Here is a 17,796-nt window from a genome sequence, read left to right on the forward strand (position 1 = left end):
TCACCAAGATCCGCCAATTCATCACCGGCTGGAACGACCGCTGCCACCCCTTCGTCTGGACCAAGACCGCCGACCAGATCCTCACCAAAACGAACCGTCAAAAGATCTCAACCACGGGGTACTAGGTGCACGGCGTCATCGTTTCCCACAGCGATGTGGTGGAGGTAGGGGTTGTCAGACGTTGGTGCCCCATCGAGCACCTTCGTACGTGCGGTCCACGTCTGAGTTGCCGGGTTCCAACGTTCAGAGTAGATCGCTCCCGAGCTTGAAGTCCCCACTCTGTAGAACAAGAAGAGGGTGCCATCGCTCAGTCGAACGAACTGTGGGTAGGTGATACTGGTCGATCCCCCGCCAGGTCGCCCTGTCGAAGTCCACGAGGTGATGCTATGCGGGTTGACGCTACGGCAGTAGCGCATCGGCGCGTTGTGCATGTTTCCGGCCACGTGCAAACGGCCGCTAGCGTCGATGCCGGTGCAGATGTCGTTATGCGGGTCAACGCTTACTGGCGACGCCAGCGGATTGCCCGACACCGTGGCGAGGTCGAATTGGGACCATAGGCCATCAGGCAGAACGCGGCGCTGGATGATGGGCCTACGTGAGGAGTTCCACGCGACCGCATACTGCACCGGACCGCCGCCAGGCAAGTTGGTCGTAACGATGTTGTCCTGGATGAAGGGCACACCGTTGTATCCGGCCCTGTTGTCGGCGAGACCCAGCATGCGAGTCAGGCGTACTGGCGGACTCCCCCGTTCCGTGACCTGTGCTGAGGGCGCGTCCTGTTGCGGCCCCGGTGAGAACGGCGATGGCGATGCCGTACCACTGCCACCTGATGGGATACCTGGCCTCTCCCTGTCGGAACGACTCGCGCGCGCCAAGTTTTCTCCGACACCTGCCAGCAGCGCCGCGCCCAACAGCGTTCTGCGCGTGAGATCGTCCCCCGCCATCGTTCCCCCGTTGCCGTTTGCCTGCCTCCGCTGTGGGTCGGCTCACGGCACGACGCAGGAGATCAACCCAGGGAATCGTCCTCAAAGACCCCGTAGCCAACGTGCCCACGGCAACTCAGGTCCAACCCCGCATGGTTGTGGATCCCGAATTCGCGACAATGCAGTCAATGCTGTGCCGGCCGTCGCATCAGCTAACGAGCCCCACTTCGCGGGGGGCGGGCGGGGGGTACGGGCTCGAGGATCTTGCGACGCTCGGACGGGAGCCGGTCGAGGAGCTCACGGGAATACTCGTAGTTGAACCGGGTCCGCGCCCACGAGGGTCCGTAACGGTAGATGAGGATGCGGCGTTCGCCTTCGTTCGTACGACTGCTGCCGCCGTGCATCATCCCGTCGACGAAGAGCAGGGCGTCGCCCTTGTCGAGATAGACCGGAACGGCGCCGTCGAGGGTGTCCATGCGCTCGCCACGTCCGTAGTCTCCCGACAGCGGGTGCGGGAAGTTCGACTTGTGGCTGCCCGGGATCACCATGGTCGCGCCGTCGCCCTCGCCGATGTCGGTGAGCGCGAGGATGATGTTGACCTGGCCGCAGCGGAAGACGCCGTTCTTGTAGCCGTACGCACCACGCATCGCGCCGCGGTATCCGCCGCTGTGCACCGGGTGATGCCCACCCGAGGTACGGATCGAGGCGATGCACTCGTCGATGAAGACGCCTTGGACGTAGCAGTCCTCCTCACCGGCGAAGTGCAGGACGTGGTTGATCCACGACGGATGGTCGATCAGCCGCTCGAACGGCTCACCCGCCTCCACGCAGTTGTGCAGCTCGAACCCGGTTTCCTCGGTGTAGTCCCGGCGCTGGGCGTTGCCCCACCATTGCCCCGGTGCGAGGTCGGGGAAATTGTCGAAAGCGTGATTGAGCTGATCGAGCAGTTCGGGCTCGACGGCGTTCTTGAGAATGAGATAGCCGCGAAGGTCGAACAGGAAGTCATCCAGCGGCGTGGGTTTTTGAGGGTCCATTCTACGCCATCCAATCTTTCACTCTCGCCCGGGACGCGACCGGGATCAGTCGAAAATCAGGGTGTAGTTCTCCCGGCCCTTCGTATGACGTGTGCGCGCGTCCATATAGCAGACGCTGAACGCCCGACGCGGAATATCGGTGGAGTTCACGTCGGACGAATGCAGCAGCCAGTTGTGGAGGAGCACCGCCTGCCCGGCATCGAGTTCGAGATGGGTGATCTTGTCCTCCGGGCAGTGGTGCGCCGCCTGGTCCTGGTCGAGAAATCCCGATCCGTGCGACGGGTTGATCAGCCCGAGCCGGTGGCTGCCGGGGATCACCTTGACGCAGCCGTTGGCCACGGTCGCCGGGTCGAGTGCCGTCCATACGGTGATGAGCGGGTCGCGGTCGAGGAACGCCCACCGGTCCTGGTGCCAGGGAAGATGCGTACCCTGCCGGGCGGGCTTGTTCATGAACATCGCGCGGAACGCCGCGACCGGCGCGTCGCCGTATGTACGCCGACAGATGTCGGCGAAGACCGGCCGCCGCATGTACGCAAGGAACAGCGGATCGAACTCCAGGTCCTGGATCTTGCGATAGTCCAGCGTCGCGCCCTTGAACCCCTTGGACTGCCTGCCCGCGTCGGCATAGTCGCCGGTCCGGCCGTCGAGCTGCATCAGCATCTTGTCGTAGTCGACGTCGGCGCGGCCGAGCATGATGTCGTCGATGCGCTCTCCGAGGGCCTTGAGCTCACGGTCATCGAGCACCCCGTCGAGGACGACATAGCCGTGCTCGTCGTAGAACTCCCACTGTTCCGGTGTGACGGTTGCCGTCATGCGCCTACCTCCGCCTCGGCGTCCCACGATTCGGGCCACGTGGTTGGGCGGCGGGGTGGCCGTGGTCGCGGGCGCGCCTCATCCAACAGGTCCGTATGAAGGGTCCCCTCATCCAAGGGTCCGCGTCCGCGAGCGGGCCGGTGTCGGCCCGACATCGACCGAGATCGGCATACCGGATCTCGCCGCACGCCGGCCTGATCCCCGTGGCCACCCGGTGCGCGCGCGGATCTACGGTCGCCTCGGGCTCCGCCCCTGGGACATCATTCGCGGAGCAGCTCGATGATCCGAACGGAGTAGGCATGCCGGTTTCCCTGTACAACGTGGCCTTCGACTGTGCCGACCCCTATGAGCTCGGCCAGTTCTGGAGCAAGGTCGTCGACCAGCCGCTCCACGAGGAGGACCGGCCCGGCGATGACGAGGCCATGATCGCGCTCCCCGGCGGGCCGAACCTGTACTTCCAGCGTGTGCCCGAGCCCAAGATCCTCAAGAACCGGGTTCACGTGTGCCTGCGTCCGGACGGGGACCGGGACCTCGAGGTCCAGCGACTCATCGCCCTCGGCGCGAGCCTGGTCGAGGACAAGCGTGGTCCGGAGGGCCGCGGGTGGGTCATCCTCGCCGACCCGGAAGGTAATGAGCTCTGCGTTCTCCGCAGTTCCGTGAGCCGCGCGGACAGCTGAAACGGGAGCCTGATCGACGCGGCGGCGATCACCCTCCGCAACGTGCCGCACGGTCGGGCCGGCCCCACGTCAGCCTGCCGGGCGGGACGGGCCGATGACGCGGACCCGGTGGCCCTCGGGAAGGCAGAACACGAACTCCCGCCTGTGCCACGGCATGTCCTCCGGCGGCGCGACGACCTTCACGCCGGCCGTGAGGGCGCGCTCGTGGACCACGTCGGTGGGTACGCCGATGTCGACCGAGACCGTGACGGCGGCGATGTCGCCGTCGGCGGCCCGGCTGACGTCGATGCCCGGGCTCCCCGACCATGGCCCCACACCCAGCCGGGCGAACGTCGGCGGGTCGCCGTGGTCGAAACCGAGACTCAGCCCGAGGACGCCGGTCAGGAGCGTGCAGGTCGCCGGGACGTCGCGAACCGGCAGGCTCGGCCGGGCCGCGAGTACGTCCTGGTCCCGCGGTTCGGCCGCCCGGGCCATGACGATCTGCTGGGCGGTGTGGTCGGCGTACACCCGAGGTAGCCTGGCCCGCTCGTCGAGGCGCGCCCTCCGCGCGACGCCAAGCGACCGGGTGTTCCGGGTGTCGATCCACGCCTCCACCCCGTCGATGCCCGGCTGCGCCAGGAGGTGGTCGACGACGACCGGCGCGGCCTCGCTCATCAGGCCCAGACCCCAGTGGTCACGCCGGAGGTACCAGCTCAGACCGCGGATCGACGTGCCCTGGTCGAAGAACAGCCCGATGGTGCCGAGGGCATCGGTCGCCGGGCGGAGCCGGAGTACCCAGGTCCAGCCGCCGTTGCCTTCCAGCTCCTCCGCGAGCCGGGTGCGGGTCGCCGCCACGTCGGGGGTCGGTTCGTACGGGCCGTACGGATCGATCTTCGGGTCGCCGTGCATCGCGTGCAGGCTCTCGGCGTCCCGGTCGGGATCGAGGGGTACGAGGTCGAGGCGTTCAGTCGTCAGCGTCTGCATGCGGGTCTCCGGGGTCGTGGACGTCCTCGTCGGTGGTGAGTGGGGCGAGCAGCGCGATTGCGGCTTCCTGGTTGCCGTGCCGCGCCCAGCCCAGCGGCGTGGCGTTGAAGCTGGCGTCGCGGAGATTCGGATCGGCACCTCGGGCCAGGAGCAGGCGGGCCAGCTCGACATTGCCCTGGATGGCCGCGTCGTGCAGCGCCGTCTGGTTGGGCTGCTCCACCGGGACGTCTCCCCGTCCGCGCGCGTTGACGTCGAAGCCGAGATCGATGAGCAGGGTCACTGTGTCGGTACGACCGTTCGCCGCCGCCCAGACGATCAGGCCCGGGCGGTTTCGCCGTAGCTCCTCCACCACGCCCGGATGGTCGGCCCTCAGCCGCTCGACAGCAGCGCGGTCGGCGGCGAACACCGCGGCGATCAGCGCGCTCGCCGGGTCGAGGTCCGGGGTGGGAATTCCCTGTGCCACGAGGTAGTCGACGATCGCACCGTTGCCGTCGAGCTGCGCCAGTTCGACGGGGGCACGCCCGTCGTCGTACGGGGTCCGGACGTCGACGCCGTGCTCGGTCAGCAGGCGTACCCGCTCGAGGAAGCCGTGGTTGATCGCCCACCGGAGCTGACCGCGGAGCAGCGCCGCCGGCGTGTCGAACACGTCGTCCAGCCGCGCCCGCCATGGCCCGCCGTCGCCAGTGCCCAGGCCGTACGAAAAGAGCAGCTCGAGGTGGTCGTCATCCGGCCGGAACTGCCGGTTGTACAGGGTCTGGCTGTCGTTCGGGTCAGCACCGGCCTCCAGCAGCAGCCGCGCGAGCGCATGGGCGTGCGGATGGCGGGGCTGCGTCTCGGGGCCGAGCTCACCCTCGCCGAAGAGCCCGGTCAGAAGCGTGAACGCGTACGGCCGGCCGTTCCACAGATAGCCCTCGTTCGGATCCGCACCCACAGCCAGCAGCGCGCGGGCGATACCGAGCACCGCGTCGTGGGCTATGTGCGGATCCACCCGCGCGTACGCGAGATGGAACAGCGGACGCCAGCCGTACGGTCCGCCGCGTTGGCGTGCCAGCGTCGGGTCGTCGCCGAGCATCCGGCGAACGGTCTGGACATCGGCGGCAGTGACAGCGGCCCAGATGTGGCGGTACGGCAGGTCCGGATGGGCGGCCAGGAGCTGCCGCGCCCGGTCCCACCTGGCGGGGTCGTCGGCGGAATGTGTCAGGCAGGCGAGGCGGCAGAACTCGTCGGCGAGAGCGTCCAGGCCCTGATCGCCGAGGTCGGCGAGGTCGGCCGTTTCGGCTGCTTCACCGCCACCACCCGCGGCAGGGTCCGAACGAGGGTCCGAACGAGGGTCCGAACCAGTGTCCGAAGCAGCGTCTGAGGCAGAATTCGGCGCAGGGTCTGGAGAACTGTTCGCGGCACGGTCGACCGGCTGCGTGCTGTCCCAGCCGTGTGCGGCCACGACGTCGAGGTAGTGCTTGAGTCGGGGCCAGCTGGCGAAGCCGTACTCCCGGGCGACGGCGAGCTGCGCGGTGCTCAACGTGAACGCGGCCGGATCGTCGGGTACGCCACCGGGGTGCTGCCGCTCCACCCGTTCGGCGGCAGAGGGATCGCCGGCGCGCACCGCCTCGCGCAGCGCACGCGCCTGGTGTCGCAGATGGTCGAGACTGGGATTCGGCGGGAGGGAGATGGTCGGCACAGCGACCCCCTTTCGTACCACCTGATGTCCGCATCGTCAGGGGCGAAAGGAGGGCCAGGGCCACACCGGAGTCCACGCACAGGTGGGCTTGTGCCCTTCCCGCGGACCGGCGGCTCCCTGGAAGCCGGACTCGACAGTAGCACCGGCAACCGCCTCGCGGAACCTTGCTCGTGGACGTCGGGAACGGACGCATGCGGGCGTCGGGAACGGCGCATGTAAGCGTCGGGAGGGGCGCTCGTTCATGATCATGCGCGAGAAACCGGGCACTTCGAGGTCGCGAAACGACCAGCTTCTCGCGCATGATCATGACGGGCCGGCCGGTGGGGCTCAGCAGATGGTCCGGCGCGGCGGGTCCGGCTCGGACGGCGCGGCGGGTCAGGCTCGGTCGCCGCGACAGGACGGGCTCGGAGGGCGCGGCTACCGACTACCGACTACCGGCTACGCCGGCTCCTCACGCAGCGCCCACGCGAGCCCGAACGCCGCGACCGACGCGACTGCCGCCGCGCTCCAGAACACCGCCGACAGGTCCTGCGCGGCGATCAGTCCGCCGAGGGCGCTGCCGACGATCTTGCCGCCGCCGAGGACGATCATCGCGTACAGACCCTGGGCGGTGTGCCGGATCTCGTCGGGCGCGTACCGGTCAAGGATCACCCGGCCGGCCACCATCGACACCACGATGACCAGCCCGTGCAGCACCTGCGTACCCACGACGATGCCGACGGTCGGGATCGCGGCGAGCAGGGCGACCCGGACCGCCATCCCCGCCGCGCCGAGCACCATGAGCCACCGCCAGCCCAGCCGGGCGACGAGCCAGCCGAACGCCGCCATGTAGCCGAGCTCCAACGCCACACCGAGGTTGGTGATCAACCCGATCCAGCGCGGCGAGAGGCCGACGACCTCGGTCGCCTGGAGCGGATAGAACGCGAAGTACGCGCTCATCGACGCCTGCAGCAGGAACATCGAGGTGATGAAGACGACCGTCGTACGCCGGCGCAGCAGGCGCCCGGCCGCCCGCGCCAGCGCCCGCATGTCCGTCCGTCCCGCTGCCGGCGTCGGCGTCCGTCCGGCCGGGGCGCCCTGGCCGCCCGGGCCGCCGCCCGGTAGCGAAGCGGCCGAGACTGAAGCCCGGCGCCGGCTCGGCAGGAACAACGCCGCCGCCAACCCGAGCACGGCGAGCCCGCAGGAGAGCAACGGGAGGGAGTCCAACGCGTCGCCGTCGACGAGGACGAAGTAGAGGATCACGCCCGGGACCATGAAGCCGAAGGTCCCCCAGAACCGCACGCGGTGGTACTTCACCTCAGCCAGCGCGGGAATGGTCCGTTGCGACGTGAAGAAGATGCCGTCCAGCAGCGGCCGGGTGGGCTCGCGGACGAGGCTGAACGCCGCGTACACGATGAGCAGCCCCCAGAACCCGCCGACGAACGCGAACACCAGCAGCGCCACCGACGAAGCCGCGAGCATCGTGACGAGCAGCAGTTCGGCGCGGCCGTAACGGTCCGCGAGCACCGTCAGCACCGGTGGCGCCACGATGGCGGACACGCTGGCGGCCGCCATGACGAAACCGATCTGGCTCGCGCTCAGCCCATGAGCGTACGCAAGGAAGAGCGACAGGAACGGCAGCAGCGCGCCGTCGACCGCGTACAACGTGGCGTAGGTCGTGTTGGTCGCCACGAGCGGATGGGGATGGTGCCACGGGAAGCGGGAGCCTCGCCAGCCGGCGGACCGGCGCGGCCGGTCTGGCGGTGATGACGGGTCGGTCGCGGGACGTGAGCCAGGGGTGGAGCTTCGGTTGGTGGCTGGCAAGCGGGTTCCCATCTCGTCGCACGCGGCGCCTCCACCGTGCCCCGGGCGGCGCGGAATGCCCACTGGGATGCCGGAATCCGAGATGCCGCCGGCCGGAGGTGACCGTGAGCGGCCAGGCCCGAGTCTCCCGCCGCGAGCGGGCTAGGCCGGCGGGAGCCTGGCGATCACACCGATCTCCAGGGCCGTCCAGATGGCGCCGTCGGGCCCCACTGTGATGCCATGTGGCTCCGATCCCGCGGTCGGCAACGGATGTCTGTCGACCTGGCCCGCCGGCGTGATCCTGCCGATCCTGTTGCCTGCCCATTCGGTGAACCACGCGTCGCCGACTGCGTCGACGGTGACGGCATGCGGGCGCGCCTGCCGGTCGGGGAGCGGGAACTCCTCGATCGTGCCGCCTGGACTGATCCTGCCGACTTGGCCGGCGCCGATCTCGACGAACCACAGGGAACCGTCCGTCGCACTCGCGGCGATGCCGACCGGCGCGGCGTCGGCGGTGGGGAGCGGGTAGAAGCTGATGGTGCCGTCGGTGGTCTCGATCCGGCCGATCGCGTGCGCCTGGTTCATCGTGAACCACATCCCGCCGTCGGCACCTGCCGCGATCGCCGACGGGAAGGCACCGGTCATCGGGAGTGGGAACTCGGTCACCTCACCGGTGGTGGTGATCCGCCCGATCCGGTCGGCGTTGATCTCGGTGAACCAGACTGCGCCGTCCGGCCCGGCCGCGAGACCGTACGGGCCGGCGTCCGCCGTCAGCACATCGAACGAACGCACCTCGCCAGTCGTCGTGATCCGCCCGATCCGATGGCGTTGGTACTCCGTGAACCACAGGGCACCGTCCGGCCCGGCGACGATGACCGTCGGCGCGCCGGTGGCCGGTTCCAGCGGGTACGACGTCACCTCGCCGGTGGTGGTCATCCGCCCGATCCGGCCGGCCCTGACCATCGTGAACCAGAGGGCATTGTCTGGTCCGGTGGTGACGGCGTAGGGGCCGGACTCACGATCGGGTACGGCGTACTCCTCGATCGACACGGCCTGTGGCATGAGGTGTTTCTCCTATGTCCTTGTCCCGCCGGGGTTCACGCCCCGCGCTTCGGTTCAGGTCCGGCACGGCGTGCATACCAATCCGCACCCGCGGGAACGGTCACATCATCCTGTCCCGTGGGGGGAGCCCAAAATGCCGACCGGTACACGAGTTATACCTGCGCTGTTCATCGCGGCCTCGGCCGTCGCTGTCATTGTGACCGGAATATTCGAGAGGACCGCCATCCTCGCGGTCGCCGGTAGCTGCACCCTCGGCCTCGTCCTCGTCCAGGGATGGCGCCAGAACCGTTCGGTGATGGCCCGCCTGGCCAGGATGGAACGCAAGGCCGCCGCCGAACGCAAAGCCGCCGCCGAACGCAGGAACCCAGACGGATCCAGCGCAACCGCGGTCGACGAGACGGTGAGCGAGATCCGCAGCGACCTTCGACGCGTTCGCCAGGACCAGCTGCAGATCGCGGGTCGCCCGACCACCTGGCAGGAGCAGGCGTCGACGGTGATCTCCCGCCTGGACCGGATACAGGAGCAGGGCGACGCGGCGACCACCCAGGTGAGAGCACTCTCAGACTCGGTGAACGCCCTTCTCGGGCGGCCGGCGGAGCTGCGTTCGTTCCTCGACCGGCCCACTCGCTCCGGCGCGGGTGCACACGCGAGTGGCGGCGCGCTCACGCTGGACACGCTCGTTCCTGGCGAGCACACGTTCCGGACCGTGGTGTTGCAGCCTGGTCGGGCGTCCGTGGTGCTGGTCGTGGACGAGCTCGATCCGCATCGTTTCGACGACCTCGGGACCGCCCTCGCGACCGGTCTGGCCGCAGCGGAGAAGCTGCAGCGTCCGCTGCGCGTCGTCGCGCTCACACTCGCGCGGCCGCGCGACGAGGTGACCGGACACCTTCGTACGTGGGTGACGGAGAACACCGCATCGAAGTTCCAGGCCGGCGATGTCTCCGTGACGCCCGGCGACGCGGTCGCGGAGGAGCCCTTCGATCCCACCGACGCCTGGATCGTGACGAGCTGGCGAACCGCGCATGCGTTGTCGGCCGCGTGCCACAACGAAACCGTGTCACCGGAGCAGGTCATCTACCTGATCCAGGACTACGAACCCGGTCTCCTGGGCTGGGGCAGCGACCACGCGCTCGCCGTGGAGACGCACCGGCAGGGTTTCCACTCCCTGGTGAACACCCGTCCGCTCGCCGAGGCGCTGACCAAGCAGACAGGTACGCCGATCGACGCGGACCACATCTTCGGCCCCACCCTCGACACGCCCCGACTCCAGGATGCGGCGCGGGCGTGGAAGCCGGGCCAGGGCAACGAAGTGCGAGTCCTCTTCGAGAGCCGGCCGAGCCAGGCGCGCACGATGTTCTCGCTGGGAATTGCCGCACTGCAGCGCTGGGTCGGAACTCTCGAGGACTCCAGCGTCCAGCCCGTCATCTATTCGGCGGGTGAATCGCACACTCCGGTGGACCTCGGTGGCGGCCATGTCGTCGAACCGCTCGGCCACCTCTCGCCCGACACCTACTACGACCTGCTGTCGCGGGTCGACATCGGGCTGGGCCTCATGCACAGTCCGCAGCCCGGACGGTTCGCGCTCGAACTGCCGATGGCGGGGATTCCGACGGTCTCCAACACGTTCGAGTCCTTCCGTACGGCGTGGGTCGACGGGTTGTACCTCGGTGCGGCCACGCCGTCCGGTATCGCGACGGCGCTGGACGAGACGGTCCGCCGGAGCCGGACGCTCGCCGCGCACACGCCCGCGTCGTCGGACGTCGATCTGGGACGGCCGTTGGAGGAGGCACTCCACAGCATCCTTGGGAAGCGCTCATGGTGAATGGCAACGTCGCGACCGCGGTCAACGGCTTGACGGCGGCCAACGACTCCGAAGTGACATCGGACCTGGCGTCGGACGTGACACCGGAGGTGACCCGGGACGGGGCACGGGACGGGGCACGGGACGCTGCACGGGATGCGACACGGGATGCGGCACGGGATGCGGCACAGGACGCGATGGACGTGCCGGCGACGAGCGGCGAGCTGACCGACGTGAACGGTGACTCGACGCCCGGTCGGTCGGGCACGGCGACCCCGACCGATCCGGTCGCGGCCGAGCTTGCCAGCCTTCGCCACAGCCTCGACCACGCCGTCGACCTCTACGAGGGATACCGCGAGTCCGCTGCCGAACGGGCCCTGCGGATCACCCAACTGCTCACGGATCTGGACGAACGCGAGACCAGGCTGGCGCAGTTGCGCTCCGAGGTCCAGCAGAGCACCCGCGAACATCAACAGCAGTTGGCGGCAGCGGTACGTCGCTATCGGAGCCTCCGGCAGCGGCGCGGCGTCCGGCTCGCTCTGCGACTCGCCGCCGCGGTCAAGCGGGTCCGCGGGCCGAGTGGCCGGTCTCCGGGAAGCTGAACGATGGTGACACAGCCGCTCACGACCGGAATCGGAACCGCGTCTGTCAGCCAGACCACCGCACGCGCCGCGGAGGTCCGGTCAGGAGAACACCTTCCTGGCGTGGACATCGAGGGACTGCTCTCCCGACTCCATTCGGCACCGGAGACCGCCGTCGTGGTTCCGGTCCACAACGGCGGGCCGGCCGTTGAACGCTGCCTGGCCGCGCTGGTCAGGCACACCCGGAACGCCAGGCTGGTCGTGATCGACGACGCCAGCACCGATCCCGAGGTCCTGAAGGTCCTTGCTCACTACGCATCGTCCGGTGCGCTCGAGCTGGTGCGTCACGATGACAACCAGGGGTACACCAGGACGGCCAACCATGCGTTCCAGCTGTCGTCACCGGCCGACGTCGTGCTGCTCAACAGCGACACCGAGGTCGGACCCTGCTGGCTGCAACGCCTGCGATGGGTCGCGTATGCCAAGGACTACGTGGCGACGGTCACCGCCGTTTCGGACAACGCGGGCGCGATGGCGGTGCCGGTACCCGGCAGGCCGAACGCCTGGGGGGATCACCTGCCCTGGGAGGAGGTCGCCCGCTTCGCGACCTGGAACCTGCACCCCTGGTCGATCGAGGTGCCGACCGGCAACGGCTTCTGCATGTACGTACGCCGTGCGGCGATCGACACGGTCGGGCCGTTCGACGTCACCGCATTTCCACGCGGCTACGGCGAGGAGAACGACTGGTGCATGCGGGCAAGGGAAGCCGGCCTCACGAACCTGATCGCTCCGCACGTGCTCGTCCGGCATGCCAGGGCCCAGTCGTTCGGCAGCGCCCGCGACGATCTGGTCCGTGCCGGCCGCGCCGTCATCGACCGTCGTCATCCCACGTACACCGATGAGGTGCGCGGGTGGATGGCCGGCCCGGAGATGACCGCCATGCGGCGCGAAGCCGCGGACGTTCGCCGCACGATCGCTGCCCGGACCGAGGTACGACCGCGCCGGCTCTACGTCCTGCACCGGGGTGGCGGCGGTACACCCGCGACCAACCGAGACCTGCTCACCGAGCTGGAACCCTTCCAGGATTCGTACCTGCTGGAGAGCAGCGGCGGGACCGTCGACCTGTCGCGGTGGGAGAACGGGGTCACCCACCGTGTCCTCGCCTGGCGCCCGGAGGCACCATTCTCGGTCGTCGACTCATGGCGACTCGACTACGCGACATTTCTGGTCGACGTCCTCATCGGTCTCGGGTTCGAGACCATTCACGTCCGGCACCTCATCAAACAGCCACTGACCACACTGCCGCGGGTGGCACGCCTGCTCGGAGTTCCCCTCGTCCTGTCGACGCACGACTTCTACTACGTGTGCCCGACGGTGCATCTGCTCGACGAGCAGGACCGCTACTGCGGTGGCAGCTGCACGCCGGGCGACGGAGCATGCCGGCTACCCACGGGATTCGTCATGGGCGTGCCGCCGCTCAAACATCAATGGGTGAACGAATGGCGGCGCCGCGCGACCGATGTGCTGATGTCTGCCGACGCCGTTGTCGCGACGACAGAAAGCGCAGCGACGGTCTATTCCACCGTGTTCGGCGAGAAGTTCAAGGGCAATCTGCGCGTGATCGAGCATGGCCGCGATCTCGGCCCTGAATGGGCTCCCGTCCGCGAGTCGGATCAGCGACTGCCCGGTCCGTTACGGATCATGGCGCCGGCAAACTGGGCGGCCCACAAAGGGATCGAGTACCTACGGGAGCTCGCCCGACGCGTAGGTCCCGTCGTCGAATGGCACATCATAGGGCAACGCAGTGAGTTCCTTGGTGATGTCGGGATCGCTCATGGAGAGTACGGCCGCGAAGGTCTACGCCCGCGTGCCGAGGCGATCGATCCCGATCTCGTCGGGCTCTTCTCGATCTGGGCCGAGACGTACTCACACACCTTGTCGGAAGCGTGGGGTCTTGGTATCCCGGTAGTCGCCACCGATGTGGGAGCGGTTGCCGATCGCGTACGCCGCCACGGCGGTGGGGTTCTCCTGCCCCTGGACCACCTCGACGATGCGGCGCGGATCATCACCAGCCTCGCCGGCAGTCCGGCGAAGGTGGCAAGCACACTGCGACCAGTGCCACGGGAAAGCATCCGGAGCCGGCGGACCATGGCCGACGACTATCGCCAGCTGTACGAAGAGGTGACCCGGGGTGGGCCGGTGCCGTCAGCGGCCTATGTCGTACGCGGCCGCCCCGACGCCCATGCAGCGTCGACCCACGTGCGGATCCTGCCGCGGATCGCCCACCAACGGTCCCGGCAGCGTGCCATGTGGCGGATGGTGGATCCCTCCGACCTGATCAACGGAGCGGACGCGACGCCGTACCACGTCTGTCTGGTCCAAAGGGACGCGCTGTCGCCGGAGCTGGTCGAGCCGTTCTTGGCGACCATCGAGAAGTCGGGAATCCGGCTGGCGGTCGAGATCGACGACGACTTGTCCAGCCGCACGGCGCGGGCGCACCTGATGCGGGAGGGCTACGACAGCGAACGACTGGACGGCGTTGTCCGGCTCCTGAGTGCAGCCGATGTCGTGGTCACAAGTACCGACTCGCTTGCGACATCCCTGTGGGAGTTGACCGACCGGGTGGTGGTCGTACCCAACTGTCTTGATCCGCGGCTGTGGCGGAGCGAGGTCACTGCCCTGCCGCCGCCCGCGACGGACGAGGTGCGGATCCTCTACATGGGCTCGAAAACGCACGGCGAGGACCTGCGGCTGCTGCGTGAGTCCGTGCCCGCCGTCGCAGGCGTTCTTCGCCAGAACGTCGTCCTCGAAGTTGTCGGGATCACCGAGCCGGCGCAGGACGAGTCGTGGTTCCGGCGGTTCCCCATTCCACCGGGTGGCGCCAGCTATCCCAGGTTCGTTCCTTGGTTGCGTACGCACGCTCACCGGTGGTCGGCCGCGGTCGCCCCCCTCGTGGAGAGTTCGCGTAGTGGCGCCAAGAGCGACCTGAAACTGCTCGAGTACGCCATGCTCGGCCTGCCGACCGTCGCCTCTCACGTCGGTCCGTACGGCAACGCCGGGCACCTTGCACGCCTGGCCAGCAACGACTGCGCGTCGTTCGCGAGTGCACTCGTCTCGGTTCTCCAGAACCCGATCGCCGCCCAGGTGCAGGCCGGAAGGGCGCGCGACTGGGTGATCGCCCATCGGATGCTGACCGACGCCGGCGTCGACGCGTGGTGCGATGCCGTCCTCGGCTCCATTGGCGTGGCGCCAGGATCGGGCGGTCCGGCTTGAACGGTCGCACCGGGCAATCGGCATTCGGCGCCTACGCAGGTCCCACATCTGAGCGTCCCGACCAGGAGAAACCATGAGCCTCTGGGCCGACTTCCTGACCAACGATCAGCGAAGCATCCATAAGTGGGCGCACTACTTCCCGGCCTATGAGCGCCACCTGGAACGGTTTCGCAACCGCTCAGTGGCAATGCTCGAGATCGGTGTCGGTGGCGGCGGCTCGTCGCAGATGTGGCGGCGCTTTCTCGGCCCGTTCGCTCAGATCGTCGGCATCGACTGCCGGCCGGCCTGCAAGGAGTACGAGTCGGACCAGATCGCCATCCGCATCGGCGATCAGGAGGATCCCGAGTTCCTCAGCCGGCTGCTCACCGAGTTCGGGCCGTTCGACATCGTCCTCGACGACGGCGGCCACCACATGAGCCAGATCGCCGCGACGTTCAACCATCTCTATCCCACCGTGCCCGTTGACGGCATCTATCTGGTCGAGGACCTGCACACCGCCTATCTGCCGGCGTTCGGCGGCGGGCTCGGATCGCCGGACAGCTTCGTCGAGAAGGCCAAGACACTGATCGACCAGTTGTACGCCGGTCAACGTGGCGCTCCCCCGGTCACGGATTTCGGCCGGTCGACGCTCTCCATGCACTTCTACGACAGTCTTCTGGTCTTCGAGAAGGGTCGCCACCTCGGCAAGCGGGCCTTTCAGACCGGCGCGAACACGGCGCACTCGAATGTGTCCGCCTACAACTGCAGGCCAGTCTGAGCATTCCGCAATTCCTGCACCTTCGCCTGCAGCGTGCGTACCTGGGTGTCGCGCTCGTCGAGCCACCGGGCGATCGTGGCGTCCGTCCGAGTGCGGACCTGTCGGCGACTCCTGACGCCTTGGCTCAGCGGGTCTCACGCCGGGCGGAGGTATGGCGTTGCTGTGGTGACCTTCCACCGCTCGGACATTCCATGGCCGGAGTCGAAGTACGCCACGGCCCGGCCACCACGCACGCTCGCGGTCTCGACATGCAGTCTCACTGTGTCGACGCCGTTGATATCAAGTCCTTCCGCGGGGAGTTGCAGCACGAACTGAGGATCGGTGCCGAGGGACTCATACACGGTTGCTCGCGGAGCACTGCGCCGATGTGCCACCTGCCGGCTCGGCGTGAGTCCAAAGCGGCCATCCCCGCTGACGATGATCGTCCGATCATTCAGGATGAGCCACACGCGGCCCAGGACGAACGTCCCAGATCTGTCGGTCGGATCGATACGCAGCCGCAAAAGACCGGCAGCCGGGATTTCGAAGGTGATGGTAGGCAGGTCGCATTCCTCTGGCGATGTCCGACGGAGCCGGATCCCTTCACTGTCGCAAACTAGATCGGTGATGTTGGTGAGGTACGCAGGCTGGACATCAGCGCCTTCACGAAGTGCAATGAACTGTCCAGTCATCAAGATCTGCATCGCCAGCAGGCTGAGGATCTCCTTGGCGTGGGTGACTCGCACAACCGCGGCGCGATCGTTCATGACCTTCTCGAGCCGGTCACGGTCGACGATGTCGAAGAGTCCAGACTGCGGCGAGTCCAGCAGGACGGCTCGGATCTCGTCCCAGCCCTGGTCGAGAAAATCCCACTGCCAGGTCACCATGTTCTGGCTCCTGACCTCGTTACGAGGCTTGAACGCAGACGCGGCCTTGAGCCCTGCCGCCTCGAGGTGGGGGTCGAGACGAGGGTCCCACCGAGCGGAAAGGAATGGCAGTTCCACCAGCTTTGGATTCACCCGCCGGAGGACCTCGAAATGTATTCTGCACGTCTTCCGCTGGTCCGACCCTCCGCGGAATGCAGCTTTGGCGGTATCGAAGTGGATCAGTGGAAACAACCGGGACATGGCATAGGTGTTCGCCGCCAGGATTCCGCACCAATATGGCATGCGGTTTCGCATATGGAGGACATCAATCAGGTCATCGAGGTCTCGACCTTCCCGATACCAAGATTCGACGGTGGATCGCATGGCCTCTTGCTGTGCCATGGTTACGTCGAGGTGCTGTACGTCGAGAGGATCCGTCCGCTGTTGATAGTTGGCGAAGAGCGTGACCGCTTCGGAAAGATTCGTTAGTTGGATGCCGTTGTGCGACCGCACCGCCCGGGTCAGCGCTGCTGCGCCCCAGCCGTGCAACTCGAGAATGCTGGTGGTCGCTGGGTCGCCGCCGCCGTCCCATGGGCAGACCGAGCCCTCGAACCGGAAGACGTGATACCGCAACCGCCACCACGCCTTCTCCAGGTCGAATTGCTCAGGGTTGGTCACCTGTGCTCTATGTGGTACGCCGACCACCGCCGCGACGTGTTGGGCGACCTCGACCTCCGGCGAGCCCTCCCGCCCATAGGTAAAGGTGTCATCCACACGGTCGATGAGGCCTGAACCGATGGCCAGGCCCAGGACAAGACGAGTGTCCTTCCCACCGGTCAGAGACATGGTGAGCTTCTGGAAGGGCAGTGCAGACATCGAACGAGTGTGCTCGAGCAAGCCTTCGGTGATCTCGTCGTAATCGGCAGGCGTCACCGGCGCACGCACGCCGTCCCAGACCTTTGGAAGCTCAACCGTGCGGGTGACCTCCGCAGTCGACTGCAAATAGGTCCCCGGCTGGAGGAGCTTGACTCCAGCGAAAACCGTGTCGGCACCGATGATGTTCGCCTGCCCCGGGAGCCACGAAAGCGCCGCGTAGTTGAACGCAATATTGTCCTGGCACCTGGCGACGCGTGCAAGCAAGAGCTGCCGATTCGACACGGCGCAGACGTCATCGTCGTCGAGGAAGAAGAGAGGCGTGTATCCGGCGTAGTCGCTGAAGGCGGTGAAGCTTTCCCCGTCGACGTAGGTGAGATTGTATGTTCCCCGAACTCGACGGAACACTTCCTCAGTTTTCATGCTCGACAGGTGGGTGCGGAGCGCGGCGGCCCATCGTCCGGAGCGCGCAGGCGCCGGCATGAGTGGTGTGCCGTCGTACAGCAGGACTCCGTTGCCGTCGACGTCCACGTGATCCTTGCCTACGTAGCCACCTACCTCGGTGCTTTCGGCTGAGAACACCAGCACGTCACCGAAGCGGTAGTAGTGGATGCGGTCTGGCTCGAAGGGGATGAGACCTTCGGCTCGGCTGAGCATGCGCTGCAGAATGTGGCGCCGCGCCCAGTCCGACTTCATCCGGACGACCAGGTACTTGTTCATCGGATTCCTTCAGA

General features: G+C 67.5%; 13 protein-coding genes and 1 pseudogene. 6 read left to right on the top strand and 8 right to left on the bottom strand.

Annotation, left to right across the window (positions count from 1 at the left end; translation table 11 throughout):
• Positions 1-125, top strand: a pseudogene (locus tag ABN028_RS35395) (IS630 family transposase); the annotation flags it as partial.
• Here the strand turns inward: ABN028_RS35395 and ABN028_RS35400 are convergent.
• The 3 genes from ABN028_RS35400 to ABN028_RS18785 form a co-directional block, all read right to left on the bottom strand.
• The gene (locus ABN028_RS35400; RefSeq protein ID WP_502879191.1) at positions 108-944 is read right to left on the bottom strand and encodes a BNR-4 repeat-containing protein; all 837 of its coding nucleotides are present in this window, start codon (positions 942-944) and stop codon (positions 108-110) included. The pseudogene ABN028_RS35395 and the gene ABN028_RS35400 overlap by 18 nt on opposite strands.
• A 191-nt stretch (positions 945-1,135) precedes the next feature.
• On the bottom strand, positions 1,136-1,957 hold the full coding sequence (locus ABN028_RS18780; protein WP_349697445.1) for a phytanoyl-CoA dioxygenase family protein: 822 nt from the start codon (positions 1,955-1,957) through the stop codon (positions 1,136-1,138).
• 45 nt (positions 1,958-2,002) lie between these two features.
• Complete coding sequence (locus tag ABN028_RS18785) at positions 2,003-2,770, bottom strand: phytanoyl-CoA dioxygenase family protein (protein ID WP_349325857.1); 768 nt, start codon at positions 2,768-2,770, stop codon at positions 2,003-2,005.
• Positions 2,771-3,069: 299 nt separating this feature from the next.
• Here ABN028_RS18785 and ABN028_RS18790 point away from each other — a divergent pair, with 299 nt between their 5' ends.
• Positions 3,070-3,447: a VOC family protein gene (locus tag ABN028_RS18790; RefSeq protein WP_349697446.1), complete on the top strand. Its 378-nt coding sequence runs from the start codon at positions 3,070-3,072 to the stop codon at positions 3,445-3,447.
• 69 nt (positions 3,448-3,516) lie between these two features.
• Here ABN028_RS18790 and ABN028_RS18795 read toward each other — a convergent pair whose 3' ends face one another.
• The 4 genes from ABN028_RS18795 to ABN028_RS18810 form a co-directional block, all read right to left on the bottom strand.
• Positions 3,517-4,410 carry a GNAT family N-acetyltransferase gene (locus ABN028_RS18795; RefSeq protein ID WP_349325859.1) on the bottom strand — a complete coding sequence of 298 codons (894 nt, stop codon included), beginning with the start codon at positions 4,408-4,410 and terminating at the stop codon, positions 3,517-3,519.
• Complete coding sequence (locus ABN028_RS18800) at positions 4,391-6,088, bottom strand: ankyrin repeat domain-containing protein (RefSeq protein WP_349697447.1); 1,698 nt, start codon at positions 6,086-6,088, stop codon at positions 4,391-4,393. The genes ABN028_RS18795 and ABN028_RS18800 overlap by 20 nt, the downstream gene beginning before the upstream one ends.
• Positions 6,089-6,526: 438 nt before the next feature.
• Positions 6,527-7,759: an MFS transporter gene (locus ABN028_RS18805; RefSeq protein WP_349697448.1), complete on the bottom strand. Its 1,233-nt coding sequence runs from the start codon at positions 7,757-7,759 to the stop codon at positions 6,527-6,529.
• A gap of 273 nt (positions 7,760-8,032) precedes the next feature.
• Entirely contained in the window at positions 8,033-8,932 is a 900-nt protein-coding gene (locus ABN028_RS18810) for a Vgb family protein (RefSeq protein WP_349697449.1), read from the bottom strand.
• Positions 8,933-9,065: 133 nt separating this feature from the next.
• On the opposite strand from ABN028_RS18810, the gene ABN028_RS18815 reads away from it, so the two are divergent.
• The 4 genes from ABN028_RS18815 (at position 9,066) to ABN028_RS18830 (ending at position 15,344) form a co-directional block, all read left to right on the top strand.
• A complete protein-coding gene (locus ABN028_RS18815) occupies positions 9,066-10,754 on the top strand; it encodes a rhamnosyltransferase WsaF family glycosyltransferase (RefSeq protein ID WP_349697450.1) in 1,689 nt (562 codons plus the stop codon).
• On the top strand, positions 10,748-11,335 hold the full coding sequence (locus tag ABN028_RS18820) for a hypothetical protein (RefSeq protein WP_349697451.1): 588 nt from the start codon (positions 10,748-10,750) through the stop codon (positions 11,333-11,335). Before ABN028_RS18815 ends, ABN028_RS18820 begins: the two co-directional genes overlap by 7 nt.
• Positions 11,336-11,338: 3 nt before the next feature.
• On the top strand, positions 11,339-14,587 hold the full coding sequence (locus ABN028_RS18825; RefSeq protein ID WP_349697452.1) for a glycosyltransferase: 3,249 nt from the start codon (positions 11,339-11,341) through the stop codon (positions 14,585-14,587).
• A gap of 73 nt (positions 14,588-14,660) precedes the next feature.
• Complete coding sequence (locus ABN028_RS18830) at positions 14,661-15,344, top strand: class I SAM-dependent methyltransferase (protein WP_349697453.1); 684 nt, start codon at positions 14,661-14,663, stop codon at positions 15,342-15,344.
• 134 nt (positions 15,345-15,478) lie between these two features.
• Here ABN028_RS18830 and ABN028_RS18835 read toward each other — a convergent pair whose 3' ends face one another.
• Complete coding sequence (locus ABN028_RS18835; RefSeq protein WP_349697454.1) at positions 15,479-17,758, bottom strand: asparagine synthetase B family protein; 2,280 nt, start codon at positions 17,756-17,758, stop codon at positions 15,479-15,481.
• Positions 17,759-17,796: the final 38 nt, after the last annotated feature.

Origin of the sequence: Actinopolymorpha sp. B17G11, assembly GCF_040196095.1 — a bacterium.
Lineage (GTDB): Bacteria > Actinomycetota > Actinomycetes > Propionibacteriales > Actinopolymorphaceae > Thermasporomyces.